A 23,188-nucleotide genomic window follows, 5' to 3' on the forward strand; every position below is an offset into this window, starting at 1 on the left:
AAAATTACCTCATTCTTTTTTAAATTTTACCAAAACCCCATTAAAAAAGTCTAAAAATAATAAACATTAATTAAAAAATATCTTTAAAATTAATTATTATTCTATATTTTTTACTTTTAAATAAATTGATAATATTAAAAAAAACCTGAGTTTTAACTCAGGATAAAATTATTTTTTATTAATTTCTTTTAAATATCAAGGAAGATCAACTGATAAAGGAGATTTTAAGTTTCATCTTAAAATTTGCGCCCCTATAGAATTTGAATTATTTATATCTAATGGATTTTCTCCATTAAAGTTGGCTCCTAAGAAATTATGAGTAGACGTTTCATAATTTCATGATTGTAAAAATGTAAGTGGAGCACCTGAATTTATTGTTGAAACATATGAATTATCTTTGCCTAAAATACCTGTACCAGAATTACCAGCATTATAAAATGTTTGAACATATCCATTTTGTCTTAATAAAGCAATATTTCCACTATTTGAAGAAGCTCTGTTAATATAGTATCCAGCTTGTTTACCATATGGGAAACCTGTCATTGCAAACTTTTTAACATTTGGACCGAAATGAACACCATGTTCTGAACCTAAATAATCCATGTTCATATTTGGTAAAGTGAATCAGTTTTCAAATCAACTTGATAAATCAAATTTACCTTGTTTTTTAGCATCTTGTATTAATCCGTTAACATCTACTGCAAAAACAGTAACATCTACTACTAAACCAGATTTTTTTTCACCTTTTTCACTTATTTGATCAACACCAGATCATATAACTTCAATAGGAATTTTATTAGCTGTATTCAATCCGCCTCAATATGAAAAACCGTTGTCTACATTGTTTCCAAAATTATTTGATACTTTTGTAATGTAATTTCTAGTTGCTTTTTTAGGTAAGTTATCGCCTTGCACTTCAGAAATATTTTTTATACTCTCAACGTGGTTATTTGTAATAATATAGAATCTTCCATCTTTAGAATCTTTATTCACTTTTCCGAATTGAGTAGCTGTACCTTGGTTGAATGCAAAACTTCTATTTCTTACATTATCAACTTCTTCTATTCCTTCTCAAGAATTATGAATATATTCTTGATCTTGTAAGTATCCATTATGTAATTCAAAATGAACATTTTGATTAGGATTATATTCTTGAGAATTTATAACACTTTCTGGTGTATAAAATAAAATTGGTTGATTTTCTTGTGAGTAATCCATTTTTTTGTAATTAAACTGGTTTGTCTCTTGACCAAAGTCTTCGTGTTCTACATTATTAGTGTATTCAATTATAACTTTTGCACCAGAATTATTGATTAAAAATGCTTTTTCATTTTTAAATTCACCAAATCTAGGACCGCGGCTTTCATCTACAGTTATAGCTTCTTTATAAGGGTTGCCAACAAATAATTTATATTGTTTATCTTCTAATTCAACTTCAAATTTAATTCCTTCATTAGCTATATATTTAGCCTTTATTGTGAAATAAAATCTTGGATAAGGAGAGCTATCACTTTCTCTATTATAAATATGTGTTTGTATTCTTGAGACAAGAGTTTCACCATTTATTAATTTTTCAAAATCAAATTCTGTTCAATAATTTCTTGAAGAATCATTGATTCTAGTAAGTCTTCTTATGTCTTGAATAAGCATATTTCCATATAAATTAAATTTTATTTTTCTATTTGTTGTATTTTCTTTTAATAAAGTTTTACTTATATATTTTTCTTTTAATAATCATTCAGCTTTTTCTTCTTGCTTATTGAAAGTTCAAAGTAAGTCTTTATAATAAGGTTCTAGTTCTCTTGTTCTTGTAATATTTGTTGAAGAATTAAAAATAGTTTTTAATGAACTATGTTCAAAAGTAAGTTCTTCTTTATTACCAGTTCCACTTGAAAAACCTGATAATTTGTACCATGCGTTTGCTTTATAAGACTTATTTGAAGTAGGATTAGTAACTTTTAATTTAATATAAACAGAATTGTTTTCACCTTTTTTAGCTTCTGCAATTTCAAAATTTTCTTTTGCTAATGTGTAATTTTTATAAGTTACATCATTTGTAAGAAATACATATTTATTTAATTCAGTTTTGTTTCCAGCTTTAACAAAATCAATAAATTGAGAAGTAGATAAGTTATTTAAATTATTAATAGTTAAATCACTATATTTTATTGAGTTAACAATAATTTCAGGATAAAGATTTTCTTTATAATCATTTCTTAAATTTCTTAAAGTAATTATTCTACCATTTGTGTATCTTTTAGCTATATTATTTTTATCTATAAAACCTATTTTAAAGCTTAATTCATTATTATTTGTACTTTGCACATCATAATAATAAATAAAGTAATTTCTTTCAATTTCATTTAAATTTGCCGTATTAGTAGCATCTCCATTTTTAACAATAGAATCATTTGAAACATAATAATCACCACTTTTTATATTAGTTGAAATTGGTTGATCATCTCTGCTTCCACCTGATGTATTAGGATTAACAAAACCGGAAGTATCGTTATTATCTGATGTTTGATTTGTTTTTAATTTTAATAAATAGTTAAGCATGTCGTATGCTTGTTGGCTAATAATATCCTTAGGATCTAGTACTGAAAAATCAAAATTTTTCCTATTAGCAATAGCTGCTGTTGCTTTTCTAAGTTCAAAATTAGTGCTATTAATTTGATCTATTATATTTTTATGATTTGCACTTATGTTATTTGCACTTGTAACATTAAAATCACTTTGAACAAATCAACCATTTTGATTTGCAGGTTTTATATCCCTATATGTTAATGGTTTGAAAAACTTAATTTCTTTAGCGTATTCAATAAATGTTCCTTGTGTCAATTTATGAGATGATGAATATTTATTATAAACTTTACTTAAAGGTTCACCGTTTTCTTTAAATCAAAAGAAAATTTTTGCTTTTCCCCCTTCAGTACTATTAACAAAATTTGTGTGTTCTACCAATGTATCAGCATATATTTCAAATTTACCTTTTTTAGGCAATTCATAGTAATTATTGAATGTTTCAATTGCATCTTTTGCGTTTGCTTGGTTGTGAGTTTGTTTTTTATTTTTAACTTTTATTAATTCTAAAATTTTTGTAGCATCACTTTTGTTTTCGTCAGTTTTTATAAGATTAATCAAATATTCTAAATCTTTAGTATCTTGATCATCCTTGTTTTCTCCTTTAGTAAGCAATGGAATAATCAATTCTCTTGTTTCATTATTCTTTGTTATTCTAAATTTAAACTCTGCTTTGTTAGTTGAAAGTCTATCAGTTTTAAAAATATTATTATTATCAAAATTTATTAATTCTCAAGTAATACCATTATCTACTTGTATATTAAATAAATCATTTATTCTATTTTGTTTTATATTTTCAATTACACTTTTTATTTGATCAGGAGTTAATGAATTTTGAGTTGAACTTTGTGTCGGTTCAACAAGATTAACTTTTGAATCAAGTGTTTTTTCTTGCATCTCTGCAATTTTATCTTTTTCATTATTAAATATTTCTAATGTAAATCAAATATTAAAATTAGTTTCTTGTTTTCTAGATATTGCAAATGCTTTGTCCATTGATTCTTTATTATTATAAAAGTAATTAGGATCATCGTAATATGCAGAATTTTTGAACCAATCACCCATTGTTATATTTACACCTCTTCAAAATTCGTCTTTAAAATCAATATTTTGAGATGTTTGTAATTTTATAACTTTAATATCTTTTTCATTTACTTTTATTTTTATGTCTGCAACAATTTTATTGTTTTGATATTCAAAAGAATTTTTATCTAATTCATATGTAAAAAAGCCATTTAAATTACTAAATTTATTTTTAAAATGTTTTTCTTTTAATGAATCATTATTAAGTAAATCATTTTTAAATTCTTTTGATAATTCTTCATAATTGAAATCAAATAACTCATCTAAATTAGAATAGTTCAATTCATTAATCTTTTGACTAAAATCATTATTAAAAGTATATACTTTTTCAACATCAGTTATTAAAGAAGAATTATTTTTACTTTTGGCACTATAAATAAGCCTTAATTGATTAACATTATCGCTTAAAATTTCAGCTTTTTTAAAAGTTAATTCAACTCCAGAAATTTCAGGTTCACTAATAAAAAATTCTTTATTTTTATCATTTATATTAGCACTATAAATAGAAGACTCTAAATTATAATATCTTACTCTATCAGTAAAATTAGGTGATAATTTAGATTCAACATCTTCTTTAAAAATTTGTAATTCATCTCTTGGTGTTTCACCATTAAGACTATTTTGAAGGTTTATTAATTCTTCTAATAAATTATTTATTTCAAATATTGATGATGAACTATTAATATATGCATCTTTATTTGTTAATTTATTATTTAAAAGTAATAATTTTACTTCATTTAATTTATCATCAAAACCTTGTTTATTTGTTGCATTATTATATTTGTTAGTTGTTTTAATTTCATTAGCTTCATTAATGTGTTCTAAAATACTTGAAACTAAATCATTAAAAGAGTTTGCTCTTGTTTTAATTTCATTAATTGACGCTTCAAAATTTAATGAATTAATCTTATTTTTATAACTATTTTTCAATTCTTCAGATAAGTTGTTTAAATTACTTATTTCATTATTTGCTGAAGTTCTAATATTTTCAATATTGTTTGAAGAAGGGTCATTTTCAGATAAACTATTTGCTTTTTCAATTAAACTATTAATTTTTTCTAAAATATTTGATTCTAAAACTTTTGAAGATTTAACTCTATCATTTTCATAAATGTTTGAAATTTCATTTAACAATTCAACTTCTTTTTCATTTTTATTGTCTTTAGCTGAAATTGAATTTTTGATACTAAATAATTCTTTTGCTTTTTCACTTATTAAAGAATATTTAGATAAAACTTTCTTAATATTTTTTGATTCAACAAAATTATTTAATGTTTCACTATTTAGTATATTTTCTTTAACGTCAATTGGAAAAATAGAATTATTTTCTGTAAATAAAGAATTTAACATTGAATAATCATTGTAAATTTCTTTCTCATATTTATTAAAATTAAATAATTCTTGTTCTGTTTTACTAATAATATCTTTATTTTCGTTTATAAATAAAATAGAGCTTTTGTTATTGATATTTACATTATTATTTATTTCTTCTACTTTTTCTAATGTTTTATTTATATTAATACTTAATAAATTATTTATAAATTCTTTATACTCATTAGAAATTATTTTGTTATTAAAATTTTCTTTTTGTTTATTAATTGATGATAAATCAATAACTGAATTTTTTAAAATTTCTAAATCAGTATTCTCTAATTCAGATTCATTTTCTAATAATAAATTTAGATAATTTTTAAATTCATTAGGAATAGTGATATTACTATCATTAATAATATTTTTAAGTTCTTCTTTTTTAGACAAATCTTTTTTAGATGGATCAGTTGAGTTTTGGTCACCTGTATTATCTTTATTTATGCAACTTTTTGCTAAAAAAGGTATAGCTATAGCTCCTGATAATAAAATTAAACCACCAGCTGTTGAAGCACCTATTATTATTTTTTTCTTTTTGTTTTTATCCATTTTTACTCCTTTATTTTTAATTATTATTTTAATATAATAAAGTAATTTTTTAAATTTTTAAAAAATAAATTATTAAATTAAAATATGTACTGAAAAAGCACATATTTTACAAATATTAATTATTTGAATTATTGTTTTCTTGAACAGCTCTTTCATATATAGAATTTACTGGTTCAACACTTCTTTCATTTTCATTATTAATGATATTAGTAATTTGCAATGAATAAAATTGTTTTCTTTCAGTATTTAAATTGTTTAAAGAATCTATTTTTGAAATTGTTTTATCTTTAAAATCTCTTCAAACAAAGTCAATTATTTGTCTAACGTCACGAAAACCTTGATCTGGTTTTCAATCTGAAATATTTTTTAGTAAAAATGTTTTACTTGAATGTTCAGGAAGTTTTTTAATTTCATCAACCCATTTTTGAAATAAAGATACATAAGTCATACCCGAATTAAAATGATTTTTCAAATTTTCTCTAAAAGAAATTATTCTAGATAAATCATTAATTTGATTTATTTCTTCAATAGTCTCTTGTTTACCAGCGGAATTAGAAGATGGATAAGGGATTTGATCAACTATACTTTTAATTTCATTTTTAATATCATTTTTTACAACTTCTTCAAATTCTATATAAAACTCATTTATTTTATCAAAAGTATATGTTTCATTAAATTTTGTTATTAACGCTTCTCTATTTGTTTTTACTTCCGGCAAATAATAATTAATAGAAACTACATAAGATTTTATGTTTTTCATTTCATTCAAAAAATTTTCAGCTTTTTCATAACTATCAATTATTTCTTCTGGTTTTTGTGAATCTATTCTTTCCAATATTTTTTTAATTGCAACAGATTCTAAACCTTTTTCATAAGGTATGCTTTTTGCAAATTTTTTTAATTCAGAAATATAATCTTGTTTCAATGAGTTTATTTTATTTTTTAAATTTTCAAATTCTATATCTGTATTAGCACTATTCAAATCATTGTTTAATTCTTCGCGCTTATCTGGTGATAAACTATTAATTTCTTCTTTTAATGAAGCTATTTTGCTAGCTATTCCATTTTCACTATTAATCATTATTTTTACATTGATTACATCATCAATATTTTTTGAGTTTTTATATAAATCTTTTATTTCGCTCTTAGCACTAGCAGTTGGAGAAGGATAATTTAAACTATCTACAATATTATCAAGAATAGATTTTTGAGAATTTATAATTTCATCTATTAAATTTTGTATTTCATCTGATTCTGATAAATTATCAAGTTTTTTATTATTAGAATCTCTATATGGAGAATCTATTTTTTCAATTAATAAATTTATTTCAGTTAATTTGTTAGAAATTGTATCTAATTTTTTACTGTATAAATCTGCTTTTTCTTTTGAATCTATTTTTTTATTTTCATCTGTGGAAGTTATTTCAGCTATAAGTTTTTTAATTGCATTTGAATCTTGGCTAGATGGATAATTTAATGTTTTTGCTTTATTAACAAGATCACTTGTATAATCTTTTTTATCTTTCTCAGTTTCTAAATCACTAATTTTATTTGTGCCTTCTTCAGGATTTTTAATTTTATTTCTTGGATAAGTGCAATTTGCAACTAATGCTGCTGTCAAAACAACACTACATATTGCTGAGGTTACTATTACACCTGTTAAAAATAATTTATTTTTTCTATTACTCATTATTTTCCTCCTTTTATAAAATTAAATTCTTTTTATTTTTTGCTAAAAAATTCAATTTATATTAAAAAAATAGGTTTTCCTATTTTTAGTGTTTGTAATCTAATCCTAACGCCTTTAACATTGGAACTAAGAAAAAGTTAAATGGCTTATTAAAGTGAGGTAAGAAGTAAACATCTGTTAATGCAATTTCTGGCAATGTTAAACCTTTTTGTATTGCAAGTGCAAACATATAAACAGTTTCTGTATGAATATTTTTACCTCAAGAACCTATTTGTACACCTAAAAGTTTAAATGTTTTTTTGTCATATACAATTTTACATGCAACTTTTTCAGCTGATTGCATAAATTCTGGTTTATCCATATCTTCTCAATAAACACTTGCAGCTTCTTCATAACCGTTTGCTTTTGCTAAAGATTCAGTTAGTCCTGTACTTGCATAATGACAATCAAATACATTAATTGCATTAGTTCCTGCAACACCTGGGAAAGAAACATTAACACCTGCTAAATGTAACGCTGAAACTATACCTGTTTTTACTGCATTTGTCGCTAAAGCAACATGTGTACTTTTTCCACTTACAGAATTTTTTAAAGCACATGAATCACCTATTGCATAGATATTTTCGTCAGATAAACTTTGTTGAAATTCATTAACAACTATAGCACCATTTGAAATTTTTTCAACATCTATACATTCTGTTCTTGGTTTAAATCCAACTGACATAATAACTAAATCTGCTTCATATTCTGATTTATCGGTTATAACTTTTGAAACATCTTTTCCATTAGATGATTTGAATGAAGTTACTTTTTCACCTAAAGCTAATTTAACTCCAGATTTTTCCATATTTGATTCCATAATACTTGTAAATTCTGAATCGAAATATAAATTTGCTACTCTAGGATTAATATCAATTAATGTTACATTTTTGCCTTTTTCGTGAAAAGCTTCAACTAATTCAACACCAATATATCCAGCACCAACAACTACAACGTTTTTAATTTTATCGCTATTAGCATACTCAACTAATGTTTCTGCATGTTGGAATAATTTGCTTAAAACAATGTTATTGAATTCAATACCTGGCAATTTTGGTTCAATAGGTCAAGTACCACCAGCAAAAACTAATTTGTCATATTTATCAACAAATTCGTTTCCTGATTCTAAATTTCTTACTAATACTTCTTTTTTAACTCTATCAATTTTTATAACTTCGTGACTTGTTTTAAGGTTTACACCATAATTTTCTCTTAAAATTTTTGGTGATGAATAAAATAAGCCATTTGGTTCTTTCATTTCACCAGCAACTCATACTGCTATACCACAGCCTAAAATGATGTATTTGTATTTCTATCATAAGCTGTTATTTCCGCATTTGGATTAACAGTTCTTAATGTTCTAATAAAAGATGTACCAGCATGATTTGCACCTACTAATATAATTTTCATTTTTTTCTCCTTCTTAATTTAATTAAAACATTTAAATTTAATTTTATTTAATATAAAAATAATTATAAATTGAGTTTTCATAAAATTAAAAAAATGGAAAAAAATTCCACTTTTTTTGCATAATAATTATTACCATATAAAACATTATTATTTTATAAAATACTTCATATTATTATGATTTTATTATTTTTATTTTAATTTTTATAATCTTATATGTAGAAAAAAGTATCATAGTTTTTTTAAATTAACTTTTTTATATTGATCAATTAAAATATATAATTTAATTATTAGTCAAACTAATATATTATTTAACTTAAAGAAAATACTAACAAGAAAAGAGTTTAAAAATGAAAAATGATCCTAATTTAAAAAAGGGGCGTTCTTCAAAAACAATACTACTAATCACACTACTAGTTTTAATACCATTTTTCATTATATTTATAGTAGGCTTTGTTGTAATACTAATTAAATTAGATATTTTTTCATTTACAAATGAAAATAATAGACCATCAGAACCAGAAAAACCTATTATTATAAATCCAAATCCAGATGATTCTAATTTACCAAAAGATAAATTTGAAAATAGACCTATCATAGGTTTAGAATCACTAACTAAGGAAGATTGAGAAAATGATAAAAACTATAAAATTAATAATGGTGTAATTGAATATACTGATCCAATTAACGGTATTATTTTTAAAGATGTTTCCTACAATTACAACGAAGACAAAAAAAATCCTAGATATTTTTTAGGAAAAGAAGGTCTCGCTTTGCTTGCTAAGGAATTTTACAGCAAAGTTCCTTTTGGTCCAGAAATAGTTCATTTAAAATCTATAAGCATAAACGACTATAACGTAATTAGTGATAGTTCAGCTGGGCTATATTTACCACAAATAAATGAAATATATTTAAACTCTAAATATATGATAGAAAAAAATTACGATATATTTACAAAGATTATTAATTTAATGGGTCCCTTATTTCATGAATATACTCACCATTGAGCTAGTTCATATGTTAATTATGGTCCCGTTACTAAAAATGATATAACTGAAGTTTTATCATATCGTCCATCAAAAAATTCAATTTCTGATGATTATTGAAATAAATACTTTGTTAACAATTATTTAGAAAATCTTAATTACAATTATACAAACGTAGTAAAACCCGAGTACGCAACACAAAATAATTTCTTGCCTAGTATTTTATCTTTAAATAATTTATGAAAATACTCAAATATAAAATCTGAATATGATGTTTTATATAAAGAATTTGTTAAAAGAAAATTAGAAGTTTTCTCTTTTGCGCTAAATCCAGAATATTCAAAATATAGTAATATAATAACTAACTATAAATTAGATCAAATTCCTTATTATTATTCAATGACAGAACTTGTTCCAAGGGAATGACAAAAATTTACATATATTCCTTATTATGTACAAGGTGATATTGAAGGAAAACATGGAGAAAAACCTTATTCTAAAAAATATAAGAGAAATGAAACAACTACTAATATATTTGAAATTTCCCAAAATTATTATGGAGAAGGTGTAAATTATTTTGATAAATTTAAAGATTTACCAACAGATCAAACATATCAGTTTGGATCATATGCTTCTGATTGAGCCAGAACTTTAAAATATGGATCTACAATGGTTTCTGTTGAAGATTTATCTCTTACTAAATATGATGATTATATTTATCCAAATAGTGTATGAGGTTTAAAATTCAATTATATTAATCCTAAAACAAAAGAAACTGGTGTTCAAGTTTTTGAAGATAAACATAGAGATTTTTACAAAAGATTCTTAGAGTCAATGTTTTACGGAAAACCTTTTGCACAAATAAAATCTAAAATTACAAAAATAAGTGATAAACAATTTAGTCCAAAAGAAGCTAAAAGTTTCAAAATAACTGGTTATCTCGAAGAAAATAATTGAGAATATTTAGTTTATTATAATAAAAAACTAAAATTAACTAAAATACCTATAAAATATATAAATTATCATAATTTTAATGTTAAAGATTTTGCAAATGCTAGAACAAGAGATTTAAAACCAAAAGATGTTATACCAGAATTAAAAGAAAAATATTTTATTTATCAGACTGACTGGTTTAATAGTGAAGATGTTTCCTATGATAGACCTATATTTTTTGCTAGAGATTTAAATAATAATGGTACTTTTGAAGTTGGTTCAGGATTAGGAAAAAATAGTGATGAAGTCTGAATGAATTTTTCTAGTATAGATAATCCTATACCTAATAATAGAATATTAATGAGTTCTGATTACAACTTTTTTAAAGACAATTTAGGTACAAATAAAATACTATATTTTGACAAATTAAAATCGAATATAATGATGAAAAATGGAGAGGAATAAAATGATAAAAAAAAGTAATAAAAATATTTTTCCTCTTGAAGGTTCAATTATAAACGTACAAGCTTATAAATATAATGGTGATTTATATAGACAATGAAACGGATGCAAGGTATTAAGAAACACTTCAAAACACTATGTACTATTACTTTATAAAACTAAAGTTAGTGAGAAATGAGAACACAATTGAGTTTATAGAGATTATGTTATATGATTTATGCCTAAAACTGGCATGCATAATGCATTAATACTATTAAAGCCTAAACAGAATTATATTTATGTAAATATAGCTTCTAATCCTCTTTATGAAGATAATACTATAAAATTTATAGACTTTGATATAGATTTAAAACATTATCCTCACAATAATATTTCTATCGTTGATGAAGAAGAATTTAATGAAAATAAAATTAATTATAAATATCCTAAAAAAATAACAACAATGGTTTTTAATTCAGTAAAAAAAGTATTGGAAAAATATGAAAAAAGTGAATATTTTTTCAATCCAGAAGTTATTGATTATTACATAGATTTAGCAAAAAAAGATAAGTCATTACCCGCCCAGTTTAGAAAAGACTTAAAGATTAAAATAAGAAAACATAAAGTAAAATAATTTCAAATTTTGTAATAAAAAAAAATTATATATAATACTTTTATAAAAATACAAATTTAAAAATGAGGATAAAAATGAAAAAAATGAAAAAATTTTTATGACTTTCTAGTGTAGTTGCCCCTACAGCATTAATTCCTGTTATTTCTTCTACAGCGGGAGAAGCTTCAACAACTGAACAACCTGCTCCAGCTGCTACAAATGAAAATACAGCCCCTGCTTCTACAACAGCTACTGAAAATCAACCTACTACATCAGGAGAAAACACAAACACTGCGCCTGCTACAAATTCAAATGAAAATAGTTCTAATACAGCTGCTACACCAGCTGAATCAAATACAAATGCAGATCAACCTAAATCTGAATCTACAAAAAGAGCACCTCAACCAAAATGAGCTCTTTATTCAGTTATTTCTTTAGCAATTATTACTGTTGCTTTACTAATAGCAATTATTGTTATATTAATCAAAAGATTCAGAAAATCAAAAAATAAATAATTAAATTTATTATTTATAAAAAAACACATTTTTAACATAAAAATTTTCAATATGTTTTAAATGTGTTTTTATTTTAAAATTATTTATTGTACTTGAGTAAAATTAACTGCTACAATAGGTTCTTTATTATAGGTTTTAAAAATTTTCTTTCTTACAATTTGTCTTATTTTATTTTGTAAATCTTTTATACCTTCAAACTTATCTGTTTCGATTAAATTTAAAATTAATGATTTAATAAGCTCATTTGCTTGTTTTTTTTCTTCTTTATCAATTACGCCAACATAATTTATTTGAATTTTACCAGTAATAAGTTTGGTTTTAGGGCTATATCTAGCTGCTATTAGTATAACACCTTCTCTTCCTAAAACCTCTCTTTCATTTATAACCTCAGAACTTATATCACCTACACCAAAACCATCAATAATAATATCTCCGACTTCTTTTATTTTACCCTTTGTAGAAACTAACTTATTACCTTTAATATGAGCTACTTGACCATTTTGCATTAATAATATATTTTTGGGATTTACTTGACATTCACTACTTATATATCTTGTAGCTTCATTTAAATATCTATAAAGCCCTTGAACTGGTATTATAAAAGTTGGTTTTAAAATATTAACTAATTTAATAAGATCTTCTCTTGCAGGTCTATGACGATAAAACTCTGTTGCAGTTATATCTATAATTTTTGGAGTTATTCTTGCTATTTCATCAAGCGCTACAGCTTCTAAACTTTCTAGCCCATTAATAGCTGGAGCTATCATTAAAACTGTATCAGTTTTAGATAATTTTAAATAAACATCTTTATTATCTGTTATTCTTAAAAATCTAGCATGTAATCTTTCAGTAGCTCCTGTTACTAAAATAACTGCATTTTTTATTTTATTTGAATACTTATAATCCAAAATCTTAGGCATTGGTAAATCTGGTTTAGCTTTTTTAATTATATTTAAAACTTGTCCGTAAGTTTTACCATATGTAATTATTGGTCTATCGGTTTGAATAGCTAACTCTAAAATTTGGCTTAACGCATACATTTCTTCATCATAAGCACCGACAATTATTCTAGAATCCGATTTAGCTGCAAGAAAAGCTTCTTTTATACTTTGAGGTAGTTGTATTTTATCAATTGCTTTCCCGTTATAATTTGCACGCCCTGAATCAACAATTAAAGCTAAAATTTTTCTTTTTGAAAAATTATTTTTGCCTAATTGTTCAAAATTTAAATTACCATAAACACCTAAATTGCCTTCTACAAAGTTAAACATAAATACAACATCGCCATCAGGAGTTATAAAATCTAATCCTATGTGTCCAGGCATTGATCCTGCTAAATCAAGTGGTTTAACAAATATTTCGCCAACTTTAATAGTTTTATCTAAAACAATAATTCTATTGCTTGCATTAGAAATTTTATATTTGCTTAATCTATCCAAAATTAATATTTTATTCAAACTTGAAGTGTAAATTTTTAAATTAGGTATTTTCATTAATAATCAAGGTAATGCACTAAAAGATTCATTTTTAACATCAGTTATAAAAATACCTTCTATCCTATCTTTATGCTTTTCTAAATATGAAAAATTTGGAATAAGTGTATCAATACCATTATTAGAATTAATTGGAATCTTAGTCCCTGAATTTACAACATATATTTTTGAGTTTCATTCAAAAATGTAACAGTTTTTACCATTTTCGTCTAAACCGCCAAGAGCAAATATATTAATATCGTTCATAATATTCTCCTTATTGTATATTATTGAAATAAAAAAATAGATAAAGTAATAAACTAAATCTATTATATTAAAATTTTATTTTTTATATTTATTAATTTTAACGTTTTTTTCTTGAGCAATTTTTACAACAATTGTGTATTCGCCTTTTCTTGAGGTATTATCTAATGATTTAATAATTTCTTCTGGTGTTCCGAAATATGTTGATTCATGCATTTTTGTTAATTCTCTTGCTAAAAATAGATTTGCTTTATCAAATCAAACTTCTTTAATATCATTTATAAAAAGGTCGAATTTATGTGGTGAAACATAAAAAATGTGGGCATAATTTTTGTCTAGGTTTTCAATTTGCTTTTTTCTTCTGCCGCTTTTTTCTTCTGGAAAACCATGAAAAATAAATGTATTAGAAAAACCACTTAAAGCAAATGCACTAATCGAAGCACTAACACCTGGGATTAATTCAACTTCAATATTATTTTCTCTTGCTTTTTTTATTAATTCAAATCCTGGATCGCTTACAAGTGGCATTCCTGCATCACTAACTAATGCTATATTTAAATTATCTTTTACAATTAATTCTAAAATTCCTTCTGCAGAGGCTTTTTCATTGATTTTATTATATGTTATCAATCTTTTTTTTATATTGTAATAATCTAATAATTTAGAAGTAACTCTTGTATCTTCACAAGCTATTAAATCTACATTTTTCAATGTCTCGATAGCTCTAAAAGTTATATCTTTTAAATTTCCAATTGGTGTTCCTACTAAAAATATTTTAGCCATATGACTCCATTAATTCTATAAATAAATTTTCAACTTGAAGAAAATAGTTAAAGTTATTATTTTCAATGCTTAAATATTTGTCTAATGCTTTAAAAAAGGAAAAATAGTCAATATTTGCTTTTAATAATTTGCTTTTAAAACCTTTAAAATAAAATGTTGTTTCATTAAAAAAATTAAACTTTCATGTTATTATAAATCTTAAAGATAAGAGAAGAATCTTCAACTTTTTAAAAGAATCTTTTTTTGAATATTTAGCTAAAAAAGCATACAAAAAATTTTTATTTTTAAAACTTTTTTCAAAATTATTAATTAACTCATTTATTAAATCAAAACTATTTTCTTCTAAAATATCTTGTGAGTAAAAATAATCATCAAAAATATTAGAAAAGAATCAAGAAGATTCTTTACTATAACCCTTTTCTATAAATTCTTTTTGTAAATCTATTTTATTTAGTTTTTCAATTTTTAAAATTATAGATCTTGATTTAATTGTAGGTAAAATCTTATTTATATAATTTGTAGTTAAAATAAAAATGGTATTAGAACTAGGTTCTTCAATGCTTTTTAAAAGTGAATTTAATGTAGAATTAGAAGCTAGATCAACATCTTTAAGTATTATTATTTTTAATTGATTTTCAGAAAAAGAACTAAGAGTAGAATTTTCTAAAACAGATACTATTTTTTCTTTTGAAAGTTCTTTTTCAAAAAATAATATGTTTCCCGGTAAAGTTTCGATATTTAAACTATCGATTTTTTCATAATTTATTTTATTTATTATATAAATTAATATCTCGTTTAAATTAATTTTTCCAGATCCTGATATTATATAACAATGCGCTAATTTATCTATTTGAAAGGTATTATCGATTAAATTTATTGAATTTTTACTTATCATTATATATTATCAAATCACTTTTTAAATTTTTCATTTTTCATCAATTTTTCATAAACATCATTAGTTAAATCTTCTATGCTTTGTCACCCATCAGCTACAATAAAACGTTCAGGATCGTTTTTTATTAGTTCTTCATAGCCGTTTATAACTCTTTTATGAAACTCGTTAGATTCTGCATCCAAACGATCTGTAACAATTCTGCTTATATTTCTACGATGACTACTTTGTTCAGCTGTAATAAATAAAAATATAGTTAAATCAGGCAATGTGTTTTCTATTACTAATTCTGTTAGCTTTTTAGTAAAGTCTAAACCTAAATTTCTTGCTACGCCTTGATAAGCATAAAAACTATCTACATATCTATCGCACAATATCAATTTATTTTCTTTTAAAGCTGGCCAAATAACTCTTTCAATGTGGATTCTTCTACTTGCTGTATATAAAAGTGCTTCTGAAATTGGTGATAAATGACTTTCCTTGTCTAAAATAATTTTTCTTATATTTTCAGCTTCTTTTATATCTCTTCCACCTGGTTCTCTTGTTAAGATATATTTTAATGATGGTTTAGCTTTTATTAATCTCTGGATTAATTCACTTATTAATGTTGTTTTTCCACTTCCATCTGGTCCTTCAAAAGTTATAAACATATTAGCTCCTAGTTATTTTTTCTATTCTCTATAGATTGTTTTAATGTAAACTCATCAAGATATTCTATATTAGATCCAAGAGGCATTCCAATTGCTGCTCTGGATGCATTTATATTATTATTTTTAAAAAGTTTAAGCAAGTGAGTAGTAGTTAATTCGCCTTCTATTGTTGGACTTAAGACAACTACAGTTTCGACTGGATTATATTCTCTTATAAATTCCAAAAGTTGAGGAAAATTATAATCGTTGCCCTTATTATTTAAATCTAATAAATAAGGCATTACATAAAAATATCCTTTAAAGAAATCTAATGAAATTATTTTTTTAGCATTTTGAATATTATCTACAATCATCAAAATATTTCAAACATCTTCTCTTGCACAATTTAAACATTTTTCTTTTTCTTTTATAAAATTGCATTTCTCACAAAAAGAAACTTTATCTTTTAATTTTCTTATATTATTTATTAATTCTTCAGAAAATTCCTTTGGAGTATTCAATAAATAATTAGTTATTTTTTCGGATTGTTTTTTAGTAATAGATGGAATTTTAGTTATAAACTCTTTAAATTCCTGAATAATTTTTGATTCTTCCATTTTTTAAAAACCAAGGCCAGGTATATTTGGCATCATTTCTTCTTGTTCATCATCAATCATTATGAATAATTCATTAATAACTAATGATAAAACATCTTCTAATATTTCTGGGTCTTCAGGATCAATAAGATCAGTATCAGAAATTTTAATTGATACTATTTTTTTACTACCTTTTGCAATTACTGTAACGCCTTGTTTTGTTAATGTAAATTCTTTTTCCATAAACAATTCAGATTTTTGTTGAATTTCTTCTTGCATTTTTTGCAATTTTCTAATCATATTTTGGTCCATTTTTTCTCCTTTTAAAAGTTAAGTTTATCAAATAATTGTTTACTTGGGCTTAATTCTTTTTCTATTTCAATATTTGTAAATTGATCGAATTGAGGTTTAGGTTTATTTGGATTCATTTCCCGTTCTTTTTTAATTGATAAAGCTATTTCTTTAAATCAATTCTTTTCGCATAAAATTAAACGTACTGTTGTTTTAAAATATTGTTTTAACAAATTTTGAACATTTTCTTTATTTTCAATATTACTCAAGTAATTTAAAATTGGTAAATTATCAGATGTTAAAACTAAAAAATTATTACCGGCAGCTTTTATTTTAACCTCACTAAAAGCTCTTGCCAAATCAGAATATTCATTTAATAGATTATCGCCTATTAAAATTTGTAAATAGGCATCAAAATTACTTCTACTTTGAATATCGCAAATATAAAGAGCTTTTATTAATTCTTCTTTTGAGTAATTAGACTCAAACTTATCTATTTTTTTATATTTTTCCTCAAAAGCAGGTATTATAGTTGTTTTTGTATTTAATATTTCACTTTGAATGCCCAATTCTCTTGTATCAATAATAACTTCATTATCAATTGAATCAAATACACCAGTTAAAATATCATCTTCAATTGCTTCTATGTTATTTTCATTTTGGTTTACTTGAACTACTAGTTCTTGAGTTGTTGCTATAACCTTTTCAAAAGTATCTTGATTGTTTTTGTTTTCTTTAAAATTCATATTTTCAATATTCCCATTATTATTTAAATTTTTTATTGATTTATTATCTTTATTTATTTCAGAAATTTTTATTAAATAAATTTCTATTAGTTGAAAGTAATTATCAGTATAAAATAACTCTTTATTTAATTTATATAAAAATTCGATTGCTTTCTGAGCAAAATCATAATTTATAGTTAATTCTTGTATTTCTTCATCTATCAATAAATCCAAAAAAGCTTTGTCATTGGTTTTTTGGTAAATAATATAGTCTTTAAATAAATCTATAAAACTAATAACAAATTCTTTTGGGTCAATCCCAGATTCCTTTAATAAAGTAAACTCTTTTATAGATTCTTCTGTTAAGTTTCTAAAAAGATTATTGGCCAAGCTAATTAATTGTTGATTTGAAGTTATTCCAAAAGCATATATAACATCTTTTAATTTTATTTCTCCATTACCATATGCATTTGCTTGTTCAGTAATAGATAAAGCATCTCTCATTCCACCTGTAGCTAATCTAGCAATATAATATAAAACTTTGGAATCAAATTTTATATTTTCCTTTTCTAATATTTCAGTTAACTGGTTAACTATAGTATTAGTTGATATTCTTCTAAAATTAAATCTTTGTAATCTTGAAATTATTGTTGGAGGTATTTTTTGTGGATCAGTAGTTGCCAAAATAAATATTGCATGAGCAGGCGGTTCTTCAAGCGTTTTTAAAAGAGCATTGAAAGCACCTTTTGAAAGCATATGAACCTCGTCAATTATATACACTTTATAATTTCCTTTTGTAGGTAAATGTTCAATTTTTTCTTTTAATTCTCTTATAGAATCAACACCATTATTAGAAGCTGCATCCATCTCGATGATATCTAAGTTGCTATTCAAATTATTTAAACAATTTTCGCATAATTTTGTAACATCTTCTAAATGATAGCAATTTATTATATTAGCAAAAATTTTAGCTAAAGAAGTTTTTCCCACTCCTCTTGGTCCACAAAATAAATATCCATGACTTATTTTGTGATTAATTACTACATTTTTCAATGTTTCGACAATGTGATCTTGACCTTTTACATCAGAAAATGATTTTGGTCTATATTTTCTATAAAGCGCTTTATAACTCATTATTCTTTACCTTTTTATATTTAATATTATTACACAATATTTTATATTTAATTAGCAATTAAAAACTTATTTTTTTAAGTATAAAAAAGAATATTTTTTTTAAAAAAACAAACAATACAATAAAAAAGCAATATTAGATTTTTTTTTGTATATTTTTTAAAAAATAAAATAATGCTACAAAAAATAAATTTAATTTACATATTTTTTTCTTAAAAATTAAATCATGTTTTAAAAAGTTCCATTAGTTGTATATAATATACTAATATAGTATATTAATTAGGAGATAAAAATGAAAAAAGCAATTTTAATAGTAATTGATGGTCTTGGCTTAAGAAGCGAAGAACAAGGAAATGGTTTTAAATTAGCTAATACGCCTACTTTTGATAAATTATTTAAAGAGTATCCAAATTCAATAATACAAGCTAGCGGAGAATATGTAGGCTTGCCAGAAGGACAAATGGGTAACAGTGAAGTTGGCCACTTAAATATAGGTGCTGGAACAGTTGTATATACAGGTTTAAGTTTAATAAAAAAAGCTTTAAGTGACGGTACTTTCAAGAAAAATAAAGTTTTACTTGAAGTTTTTAACGATGTTTTAAAAAGAAACTCTACATTACACTTAATGGGATTATTAAGTCCTGGTGGCGTGCATTCTTTAGAAGATCATTTATTTGAAATTTTAGATATGGCTTATGAATATGGGCTTAAAAAAGTTTCAGTTCACCCTTTTGGAGATGGCCGCGATGTAGCACCAAAATCAATATTAGATTCATTGAAAAAATTAGTTGAAAAAACAAACAAATATGGCTATCAAATAGCCTCTATCGGCGGGAGATTCTATGGAATGGATAGAGACAAAATGTTCGATAGAGTTGAAAAACATTATGATGCAATAATAGGAAAAACTGACAATATATATAATGATGTTATTGAATATGTAGAAGAACAATATTCAAAAGATATTACTGATGAATTTTTTGTCCCTGCAAAATTAAATAACGCAAATTCTGTTAAGGATAATGATTCAATTATTTTCTTTAATTTCCGCCCAGATAGAGCAAGACAACTAACTCATTTGTTTATTGGTTCAAAACTTTATGAAGAAAAAGCAAAAAATGAAGTTGTTATTTCTAAATTTGCTTCATTAATGAAATATGAAGGAATTGACACAATGATTGCTTTTGACGAAATGCAAATTAATATGCCAATTGGTAAGGTTTTAGAATTAGCGGGAAAAAGTCAATTAAGATTAGCTGAAACTCAAAAATATGCTCATGTTACATATTTTATGGATGGTGGTAATGATATTGAATTCAAAAATTCAAAAAGAATTATGGTTCCTTCTTTAAAAGTAGAAAGTTATGCAGATGCTCCAAAAATGTCTGCTAAAGAAATTACAGATGAATTATTAAAAGAAACATTAAATTATGATGTAACAATTATGAATTATGCTAATCCCGATATGGTAGGTCATACCGGTAACTTAAAATCTACAATAGAAGCTGTTGAATTTTTAGATCAACAAATAAAAAGAGTAATAGAATTTGCAAATAAAAATGAAATAACCGTTTTCATTACAGCAGATCATGGAAATGCTGAAATTACTGAAGATTTAAATGGAAAACCTGCAACAAAACATACAAGTAGCCCCGTTATGTTAATTTGTTCAGATAAAAACGTTAAATTAAAAGATGGTAAATTAGCAAACATAGCTCCTACTGTTTTAGATTACATCGGAGTTAATAAACCTAGTGAAATGGATGCCGAGTCTTTATTAGTAAAATAGGTGAAATATGAAAATTAAAAGAATAGTTTTTTCAGATTTAGATGGAACAGTTTATGGATATCCAGATAAAAATATTAATCCTAATGTTATAAAATCTGTTAATGATGCTATAAAAAATGATGATATAACTTTTATTTTAAATACTGGCAATCCACCTCTTGATAAGGTTAAAAAGATTGCGAATGAGTTAAATGCTAGCTACATTATTTTTAGCGGTGGTAGTGTTATATATGACAACAAAATAAAAGAAATTGCACATGTAGATGAAATACCTTTAGAAATTGTAAAAAAAGTAATTAAATTATTAGAGAATAATATTGCTGAAGTTATTGTTTTTGCTAAAAACAATTATTATATAACTAATAAGCATCATAACACTGTTTCTTGCGCAATTGACTTTTTTGAGTATGATAATTTTTTAGATACAAAAGAATTAATTGACGATAACGTCTTCAAAATAGAAATTTACATAAATGAAAGCACACCAGAAAAAGTTGATAATGTTAATAAAATTTTATTAGAAAATAAAATTGATTTAAATATAGTTAATTTAAAAACACATTTAGAAATAACACCTAATAATATTAACAAAGGAACAGCTATAAAAAAAATGTGCGAACTTTTAGACGTTGATATTAATTATGTAATGTCTATTGGAGACAGTTATAATGATGCAAGCATGTTTGAAGTTACTAAATTTTCTTATGTCATGGATAATGCTATCCAACCTGTTAAAAAATTAGCAAATTTTTACACTTCTTCTGTAGAACAAAATGGTTTAGGTGAAGCTATAATAGATTATGTTTTTAGAACTAAATTTGATATCGAAAAACAAAATAAAGAAGAAATGCTAAAAAAGTGAGAAATAAAAAAAAGAAGAGATGCTTTTTATAGAAATCTTGCTGAAAAAAATAAAAAATAATCCTTTTAAAGGGTTATTTATTATTAATTTAATAATAAATTAATTATAATTTTAAAACCAAATAAGGGAGGAATATGGGACAATCAGGTGTAATGGGTAATACAGCAATGTGAATAGTTTTAGCTGTGTTAATTGTATTATTAGTTGCTATTTTTACATATTCTGTTATTAAAGACAAAATTAAAAAAAGAAAACGTGCAAAAGAAGAAAAGTTATTTAAAGAAAAAAGTCTTGAACAAGCAAAACTCATTTTCATTCAACTTGATGCTTTAAAAACAGTTAATGATAAATACTTAGATGAGTTTGAAGTTTCTATTGGCAAATTTAAAATGATGCAACTTTTAAGAACAGCTACTAAATATTTAGATACTATTCAAAACAACGAAGATTTTAAGGATTATGTTATAAATAGCAAAGATAACGAAAATAAAGTTTTAAAAATATTTTTAAACTTTTATCAAAATAAATCAAATAATTGATCTAAGACTTGTGTTGATTCTTTAAAAGAAATAAATAAATTTAAAAAAGAAATTTCAGAATATGAATACAATGAGTTATTTAATGATTTTAAAATAAAAATAGATGAGTTTTACAAAAAGGAATTATATGAAGAAGTTGAACCTACCAAATAGACTAACTTTATCAAGAATAATTTTATTTATTCCATTATTAGTTCTATTCATTTTATTTGGATATTTTAAAGATATAAACGAGAATATGAATTTAATAGCTAGAACAATAATTTTATCTTTAATTTTACTTGTATTTATTGCTGCTATGATAACAGATTTTTTAGATGGATATTATGCAAGAAAACGTAAATTAGTAACAGATTTTGGAAAATTATTTGATCCTATAGCTGATAAAATTATTGTCACATCAACATTGATATTTTTATCAGTTAATAATTTTATGCCAATTTGAGTAGTTGTTATTTTTATCGTGAGAGACATATTTGTAGATGCTTTTAGAATTTTAATGGCTAAAAATAATATAAGTGTTGCTGCTTCTATTTGAGGAAAATTAAAAACTATTTTTCAAACTATTGCAATAATTTTTATAATATTATTTGCAATTATTGGTATTTATTACAAAATATTATGAGCAAGCTGATGAAACATTTTATTAAATAATATCCCGACATATTTTGCATTAGCTTTTAGTATTATTTCAGGAGTTTTATACTTCAAAAAAGTAAAACCTTTTATAAAAAGCAAATAAAATAATCAAAAAAATATATAAATATCTCAAGCATGCTTGAGATATTTATTATTAAACTAAAAATGTTTTATTGTTTTTAAAAAGCATATAGATATTAGTTAGCATACTAAATAAAAAATAAGTTTAAAAAAACTTAAACAAAGTATCAATTAAATGCTTTTATATCAGTAATTATTGCTTTCTTTTTTTATACTTTTTTCGCACATATTTATTTAACTTGTATTTTGAATAAAATAATAAGAATAAAAATTAAATTAAGGGAATAA

16 protein-coding genes and 1 pseudogene are annotated in these 23,188 nt (G+C 23.8%); 7 read left to right on the top strand and 10 right to left on the bottom strand.

Going from position 1 to position 23,188, the window contains the following annotated elements:
• Window positions 1-168 precede the first annotated feature (168 nt).
• The 3 genes and pseudogenes from EXC47_RS02405 to EXC47_RS02415 all read right to left on the bottom strand — a co-directional run bounded on the left by EXC47_RS02405 (window position 169) and on the right by EXC47_RS02415 (window position 8,722).
• Window positions 169-5,583: a GA module-containing protein gene (locus EXC47_RS02405; protein WP_129646786.1), complete on the bottom strand. Its 5,415-nt coding sequence runs from the start codon at window positions 5,581-5,583 to the stop codon at window positions 169-171.
• A 115-nt stretch (window positions 5,584-5,698) separates the two neighbouring features.
• Entirely contained in the window at window positions 5,699-7,273 is a 1,575-nt protein-coding gene (locus EXC47_RS02410) for a V-type ATP synthase subunit I domain-containing protein (RefSeq protein WP_129646788.1), read from the bottom strand.
• An 85-nt stretch (window positions 7,274-7,358) separates the two neighbouring features.
• Window positions 7,359-8,722 (bottom strand): annotated as a pseudogene (locus EXC47_RS02415) (FAD-dependent oxidoreductase).
• Between the two features lie 347 nt (window positions 8,723-9,069).
• On the opposite strand from EXC47_RS02415, the gene EXC47_RS02420 reads away from it, so the two are divergent.
• The 3 genes from EXC47_RS02420 (at window position 9,070) to EXC47_RS02430 (ending at window position 12,207) form a co-directional block, all read left to right on the top strand.
• The gene (locus tag EXC47_RS02420) at window positions 9,070-11,103 is read left to right on the top strand and encodes an MYPU_1760 family metalloprotease (protein WP_129646790.1); all 2,034 of its coding nucleotides are present in this window, start codon (window positions 9,070-9,072) and stop codon (window positions 11,101-11,103) included.
• A 1-nt stretch (window position 11,104) separates the two neighbouring features.
• Window positions 11,105-11,713 (top strand): DUF402 domain-containing protein, encoded by a 609-nt coding sequence (locus EXC47_RS02425; protein WP_129646792.1) that lies wholly within the window; start codon window positions 11,105-11,107, stop codon window positions 11,711-11,713.
• 74 nt (window positions 11,714-11,787) lie between these two features.
• Window positions 11,788-12,207 (top strand): hypothetical protein, encoded by a 420-nt coding sequence (locus tag EXC47_RS02430; protein ID WP_129646794.1) that lies wholly within the window; start codon window positions 11,788-11,790, stop codon window positions 12,205-12,207.
• Between the two features lie 83 nt (window positions 12,208-12,290).
• On the opposite strand, the gene EXC47_RS02435 is transcribed toward EXC47_RS02430, so the two are convergent.
• The 7 genes from EXC47_RS02435 to dnaX form a co-directional block, all read right to left on the bottom strand.
• The gene (locus tag EXC47_RS02435) at window positions 12,291-13,946 is read right to left on the bottom strand and encodes a ribonuclease J (RefSeq protein ID WP_129646796.1); all 1,656 of its coding nucleotides are present in this window, start codon (window positions 13,944-13,946) and stop codon (window positions 12,291-12,293) included.
• Between the two features lie 75 nt (window positions 13,947-14,021).
• The gene (rsmI, locus tag EXC47_RS02440) at window positions 14,022-14,726 is read right to left on the bottom strand and encodes a 16S rRNA (cytidine(1402)-2'-O)-methyltransferase (protein ID WP_129646798.1); all 705 of its coding nucleotides are present in this window, start codon (window positions 14,724-14,726) and stop codon (window positions 14,022-14,024) included.
• Complete coding sequence (locus tag EXC47_RS02445) at window positions 14,719-15,621, bottom strand: AAA family ATPase (RefSeq protein ID WP_129646800.1); 903 nt, start codon at window positions 15,619-15,621, stop codon at window positions 14,719-14,721. Before EXC47_RS02445 ends, rsmI begins: the two co-directional genes overlap by 8 nt.
• Window positions 15,621-16,268 (bottom strand): dTMP kinase, encoded by a 648-nt coding sequence (gene tmk, locus EXC47_RS02450; protein WP_129646802.1) that lies wholly within the window; start codon window positions 16,266-16,268, stop codon window positions 15,621-15,623. The genes EXC47_RS02445 and tmk overlap by 1 nt, the downstream gene beginning before the upstream one ends.
• 8 nt (window positions 16,269-16,276) lie before the next feature.
• On the bottom strand, window positions 16,277-16,864 hold the full coding sequence (locus EXC47_RS02455; RefSeq protein WP_129646804.1) for a toprim domain-containing protein: 588 nt from the start codon (window positions 16,862-16,864) through the stop codon (window positions 16,277-16,279).
• Window positions 16,865-16,867: 3 nt separating this feature from the next.
• On the bottom strand, window positions 16,868-17,155 hold the full coding sequence (locus tag EXC47_RS02460; protein ID WP_129646806.1) for a YbaB/EbfC family nucleoid-associated protein: 288 nt from the start codon (window positions 17,153-17,155) through the stop codon (window positions 16,868-16,870).
• An 11-nt stretch (window positions 17,156-17,166) separates the two neighbouring features.
• A complete protein-coding gene (gene dnaX, locus EXC47_RS02465; protein ID WP_129646808.1) occupies window positions 17,167-18,993 on the bottom strand; it encodes a DNA polymerase III subunit gamma/tau in 1,827 nt (608 codons plus the stop codon).
• A gap of 289 nt (window positions 18,994-19,282) precedes the next feature.
• On the opposite strand from dnaX, the gene gpmI reads away from it, so the two are divergent.
• The 4 genes from gpmI (at window position 19,283) to pgsA (ending at window position 22,922) form a co-directional block, all read left to right on the top strand.
• Window positions 19,283-20,779 (top strand): 2,3-bisphosphoglycerate-independent phosphoglycerate mutase, encoded by a 1,497-nt coding sequence (gene gpmI / locus EXC47_RS02470; protein WP_129646810.1) that lies wholly within the window; start codon window positions 19,283-19,285, stop codon window positions 20,777-20,779.
• A gap of 7 nt (window positions 20,780-20,786) precedes the next feature.
• Window positions 20,787-21,701 (top strand): Cof-type HAD-IIB family hydrolase, encoded by a 915-nt coding sequence (locus EXC47_RS02475; RefSeq protein ID WP_129646812.1) that lies wholly within the window; start codon window positions 20,787-20,789, stop codon window positions 21,699-21,701.
• A gap of 74 nt (window positions 21,702-21,775) precedes the next feature.
• Complete coding sequence (locus EXC47_RS02480; protein ID WP_129646814.1) at window positions 21,776-22,333, top strand: MHJ_0274 family protein; 558 nt, start codon at window positions 21,776-21,778, stop codon at window positions 22,331-22,333.
• Window positions 22,308-22,922: a CDP-diacylglycerol--glycerol-3-phosphate 3-phosphatidyltransferase gene (gene pgsA / locus EXC47_RS02485; RefSeq protein WP_223211707.1), complete on the top strand. Its 615-nt coding sequence runs from the start codon at window positions 22,308-22,310 to the stop codon at window positions 22,920-22,922. Before EXC47_RS02480 ends, pgsA begins: the two co-directional genes overlap by 26 nt.
• Window positions 22,923-23,188: the final 266 nt, after the last annotated feature.

Source organism: Mycoplasmopsis maculosa (assembly GCF_900660665.1).
GTDB classification, from domain to species: Bacteria; Bacillota_I; Bacilli_A; order Mycoplasmatales; family Metamycoplasmataceae; genus Mycoplasmopsis; species Mycoplasmopsis maculosa.